The organism is Thalassobacterium sedimentorum, assembly GCF_031127905.1.
Classification (GTDB): domain Bacteria; phylum Verrucomicrobiota; class Verrucomicrobiia; order Opitutales; family Coraliomargaritaceae; genus Thalassobacterium; species Thalassobacterium sedimentorum.
The window spans coordinates 1-4,604 of sequence record NZ_JARXIC010000071.1; the positions used below are offsets into that span (position 1 = coordinate 1).

Genomic DNA, 4,604 nt, shown 5'->3' on the forward strand with positions numbered 1-4,604 from the left:
AACCACCATCCCCAACATGCTGCAAAAATACAGATTATGAAACCAACGCCTATTGCCCCTTGTGGATTAGTATACATTTAATTTTTCACCCATCGTGGAGGAATATCACAAATGAGCGCAGCGAATGCAGTTGATATCTCCGTCTTGATAGGCGTGTTATTTCCGGAGACTCTAATGGGGGTGATATCATTCGGTATAGTCTTCACTATATGCTTTATGACTTTCTTTCTCTTCCTTTATTTTAGGTTCATTATTCCTGTCCAGAAACACACTTACGATCGAGATGCCGAGGGCGAGGACGGAAATAATAAGAGCAATCCATGCAACAATTGTTCTGGAATAGAAGTCACGAATCCACTGCCGAGTCTCCAACTCCAATCCTGCGTCCGCACCGTCTTTAGAAGTGGGGATTTGGTCTCTAACCAAGATGCGAAGATTACGGTCAGGGGTCGAACAGTATCGAGTATCCCGATGCGCGTAAAATCGACTTCTAAGCATTCGCTCGAAAAAAGAGAGGTCTTTAAGTGCCATATTAATTCTTTGCCTATCGTCGAGGCCAGGCACCCAGCCTGATGGGTTAGTTGTTTAGTTGATTCTCGGATTATCTGGCGCGTAAAATGGGTTGACCTGAGCCGACTGGTTCTGGCTCAGATGTTTCGACCTACACTGAACATGATAGCTCCAAACATAACTGCAAAACAGAAAAGCATGGGGACTTTCCTTTTTTGGTAATCAATCTTGGCCGAGAAGGTGAAAATAAGTGAATATCCGATGGCTCCAAAAATTATTCCAGCGCCTAGAACCTGTGCGTCCAGACCTTCATAAGTAAAGCCTCTTAGGCGCACTTTCTTTTCAATTATTCCATACAACCCAAAGCCGAAGGCTAGGACGGGCATGATAAACGCCGAGAAGAACATTCCAGCCTTCGTATGAAGAAGGTTTTTCGTCCAAATGCTTTCTTTCCTTCGCTTCATTTTATTCCAGAACGTGGAGGCCAGGCACCCAGCCTGAGGGATTCGTATTAGTTAGGGTTGTCGGATTTCTAGCGCGTAAAATGGGTTGACCTGTGCCGTCTGGATATGAATTCCAGAAAGCCCTGCGGTATCGAATCCGGCAAGTCGCTTCTCTTCAATTAGCTTCGATTTTTTGTTCACAACCGCTTCGCTAGAGAGCCCTACGGGCGAGGATGGGAGACGATTCAGACAGTGTAAGATCATTTTGTTCTCCCTTCCTCCCTGCCTCTAGCGTAGCGGTTGTAAAAATTCATTCTTTTCTCATATCGTGGAGCTCTGGCGCGCCTTTAGGCGTTGTCCAGAAGCGTCTGGATATGGCCGAAGGCCGTGGTGGGTGTGGGGTTCTGAATGCTGGGCTTCATCTGGGGCTTTGAATCTGTAATTTCTTCTTTTTTGTCAATTGGCGACTCGGCTCAGATTGTCTGAGGATTTTGTTTTTCTTGTTCCTTTTCTTACTCTCAAATGCTTAGCCTGAATGCCTCGATCCGTCGATTCTATTTTCTTCCCATACGTGAAGAGTAGTCGATGCGAGCCTAACGGGTCAATCGTGTAAGTGGTTCTCGGATAATCCGGCGGCTGAACTCGCATTGACTACCTCGCCTGGTTCAGCCGTGATGGTCAGATTCTCAACCGCCTCTAGGGCTTGCTCAGGGTAGTCGCCCTTGAATTCATACGTCACGACAAGATTCTCTCTGAGTGATTTCAATTCGTTCAGCAGCTGGCCTTCTCTTTTCTCTTCCAACGCACCAATTGACGCTTCCAGTAGCTTGTCTGTCGCACTGCTATACCAAATGTTGTAACTGAGGGAGTGGGCAAAACCAGCAAGCTGATACATTAAACACGAGAATACGAATGCACTTACAGCGAACGCGATTCTTTCATTTTTCTTTTGTCGAAATGCTGCTCCGGCGATGAGAAGTGCCAAAACTGCAAAGAAGCCGTAGACGATTATCATTTCTATTTCTTTCGCTGAACGTCGAGGATGATCACGTAGTGGAGGCGGAGCCGTAACGGAGTTGATCACTCCGACTTGATAGATTTTGCCTCCCGCAGGGGCAATAGGAATGTTGGTAAGGTATCGCTGAGCTCTTCAAACGATTCCTGAGAGATTTCTTCAATTCTCGTTTGCTCCATGTCTGCAAAATGGAACGAACGGTTCAAGTGTTCATAAATGTGACGAAGAGCTGTCGCGTAGCAATACTCTCCCTCAGGTGCGTAATCTCCTTTTTCAACTTCTGTGACTAAGTCCTGTAGGTGTTCAACCGCTTCATTCAGTTCCATTGAAACTGCTAAGCTGTTCGTTATTTCTTTCATTTATCGTCGAGCTCTGGCGCGCCTTTAGGCGTTGTCCAGAAGCGTCTGGATATGGCCGCAGGCCGTGGTGAGTGTGGGGTTCTGAATTGTGGGCTTCATCTGGGGATTTAAATCTTCAATTTCTTCTTCTTTTTACCAACCGGCGACTCGGCTCTGGCTGTCTGAGGATTTTATTTCTTTTGTTCCTTCTCTTACTCTCAAATGCTTAGTCTAAATACTTCGATCCGTCGATTCTATTTTCTTCCCATACGTCGAGGACACTCGATGGCGCGTTAGCGACATTGAGTGCTCCGTCTTGTTGGACTTTGTGTTTTTATGCGCATTGCCAGAGGAACCTCGCTTTCTTTCTGTCCTTGGAGATAAAAGCATACCCGATTCCTGCGTCTCCAAAATTCACATAGAAGGGAACTGATGTCGAATCTAGCTGAAGAAGAAGATCCCATGGTTCTGAATCAGGAAACTCGTCATTTTGTAGGAAAATAGGTGAGCCACCTATTTTATTTCCTTCAAGCTTCCTTGCATAAGCCTCGAAGTCTGAATCACTCAACTCGCTCCGTTGGTCGATCGGGATGAAATCAGGCTCGTCAGAAATGCTACCTTCGACTTTAAACTCACATGGTTCAGGTTGCAGGCGTTTCTGGAACATTTTCTTCACCATCTGGTAAAGAGTTGGTCCCTTTGTATACTTCTTTGTTGGGGCTTCAGTGCTGCCTGGCTGGAGGATAACTGCATTCTCTCCACCGTCAGGCTCCCATGTTCCATCGACGTAATCCTTCCCGTCGGTCATGAATATGTAGGCGACCTTCGCTTCAGATTCGCCGAACAGTTCGGGTGACAACACAATCTGACAAATGAAACGCATCGGCTCACCTGTCGCTCGACTGAGTGGCCATTCCACTTCTTTGATCCAGTTTGGCTGACCACCGAATTTCGTTTCCGGCTCAGAGATTGGCTTCTTGCTTTTGGTAAACTGTATCAGTTGCCGATTCATTTCTTTGTCCAACGAAGAGATCAGCGGATGCGAGCCGACTGATTTAGATTAACACTGGAGGCATTACTCGCATTCGCTGTATCGACTGGTTCAACCATTTCGGACAATCTTCATATGGAAGTCGAATTCACCACTTTGGTGATCCTTTGTGAAGGTATATCTCCTTTCCTCCAGTGGAAGGAAATTGTAATCTCCGATGGCATGAATGAACGACTCATTTGTGAATCCAAATATGCTGAGATTCTCTAATTCAGTTGATCGGATTAATAGGCTCGGATTCAAGCCAAGAAGCGTCTCCGTGCAGGATTCTAGTTTTTCTTTTTCTGGGGTATTCATTTTTGTTGAATCGCGGAGGTGTCTCGATTCAGTGGAGCGCGGAGCGCGTAACTGAATTGAGACCACCGTCTGGTTGGAATTTTAGTTCTTTAGATAGTTGTAGAGCTTTAGTCGAATTTCATCCGGTTCCGCTTCATTCTTCTCCCAGACGATGTTCTCCATGCAATCAAGCATCTCCTCATCTAATTTCTCTACTAGATCCCACCTTTTGTCTGGATCGGTTGGGATCGTGGAATCAGGGAACAATGCCTTCACTTCTTTCATTAGTTTCGAATATTCTGGAATTCCTATCTCAGCAAACGCTTCGTCTGCCCAATCTGCAAAGGCACCTGATTCATTTCCTAAATATTGCATTAGGCCGCCGTTCCAAACTTCACCATAGAATGTCTCTACAGCTAGTGTATGTTTTTCTTCCTTGCTAAGGAGTCGGGCTCCCGAATCACTCCACTTGTCGTGCGCCTTGTGGAAGTGCTTATGGCATAGTGCTTCCATTTTATCTTCTTCAGTTGGGAACAGGCGGCTTCTAACCTGACTAGCAGCCATCGATAGTGCGATGTCGTCAGGCATTGGAATGCCATTTGTTCCCGGAAGTGTTTCTGGGTTCTTGAGCCATCCTTGAACAGCATCGTCGATTCTTTTTCTAGACTCAGCGCTGTCCTTGTCTCTCTTGCAGTGACCACAAAGCCCTTCGTTAACTTTCGCAGTTACCTCTAGGATCATTCGATCGCATTGGGTGCATTTAATGCGTGTAGTCATTTCTTTCTTCCAACGTGAAGAGTAGTCGATGCGAGCCTGCGAGGTCAATCGTGCAAATGATTGTCGCAAAACTGGCGCGTGATCTCGCATTGACTAGCTCGTCTGGATATGCTGCCGCCCTTGGTCAGGTGGATTCCGCTCTGATCTATCGGCTTCATTCTATTTTTTTAGGGTGAGGGCTCGAATGTGAACCA

The 4,604-nt window shown here is 46.2% G+C and carries 7 protein-coding genes; all 7 read right to left on the reverse strand.

The window, feature by feature from the left end; all coding sequences use genetic code 11:
• Positions 1 to 186 precede the first annotated feature (186 nt).
• The 7 genes from QEH59_RS18115 to QEH59_RS18145 all read right to left on the reverse strand — a co-directional run bounded on the left by QEH59_RS18115 (position 187) and on the right by QEH59_RS18145 (position 4,410).
• On the reverse strand, positions 187 to 531 hold the full coding sequence (locus QEH59_RS18115; protein ID WP_308986793.1) for a hypothetical protein: 345 nt from the start codon (positions 529 to 531) through the stop codon (positions 187 to 189).
• A gap of 116 nt (positions 532 to 647) precedes the next feature.
• Positions 648 to 974, reverse strand: a complete 327-nt coding sequence (locus QEH59_RS18120; RefSeq protein WP_308986794.1) for a hypothetical protein — start codon at positions 972 to 974, stop codon at positions 648 to 650.
• A 580-nt stretch (positions 975 to 1,554) separates the two neighbouring features.
• Complete coding sequence (locus QEH59_RS18125; RefSeq protein WP_308986795.1) at positions 1,555 to 1,968, reverse strand: hypothetical protein; 414 nt, start codon at positions 1,966 to 1,968, stop codon at positions 1,555 to 1,557.
• Positions 1,969 to 2,033: 65 nt separating this feature from the next.
• Positions 2,034 to 2,327, reverse strand: a complete 294-nt coding sequence (locus QEH59_RS18130; RefSeq protein WP_308986796.1) for a hypothetical protein — start codon at positions 2,325 to 2,327, stop codon at positions 2,034 to 2,036.
• Between the two features lie 313 nt (positions 2,328 to 2,640).
• On the reverse strand, positions 2,641 to 3,318 hold the full coding sequence (locus QEH59_RS18135) for a DUF1963 domain-containing protein (RefSeq protein ID WP_308986797.1): 678 nt from the start codon (positions 3,316 to 3,318) through the stop codon (positions 2,641 to 2,643).
• 90 nt (positions 3,319 to 3,408) lie between these two features.
• Positions 3,409 to 3,654 (reverse strand): hypothetical protein, encoded by a 246-nt coding sequence (locus tag QEH59_RS18140; protein WP_308986798.1) that lies wholly within the window; start codon positions 3,652 to 3,654, stop codon positions 3,409 to 3,411.
• Between the two features lie 81 nt (positions 3,655 to 3,735).
• Complete coding sequence (locus QEH59_RS18145; protein WP_308986799.1) at positions 3,736 to 4,410, reverse strand: DMP19 family protein; 675 nt, start codon at positions 4,408 to 4,410, stop codon at positions 3,736 to 3,738.
• Positions 4,411 to 4,604 lie beyond the last annotated feature (194 nt).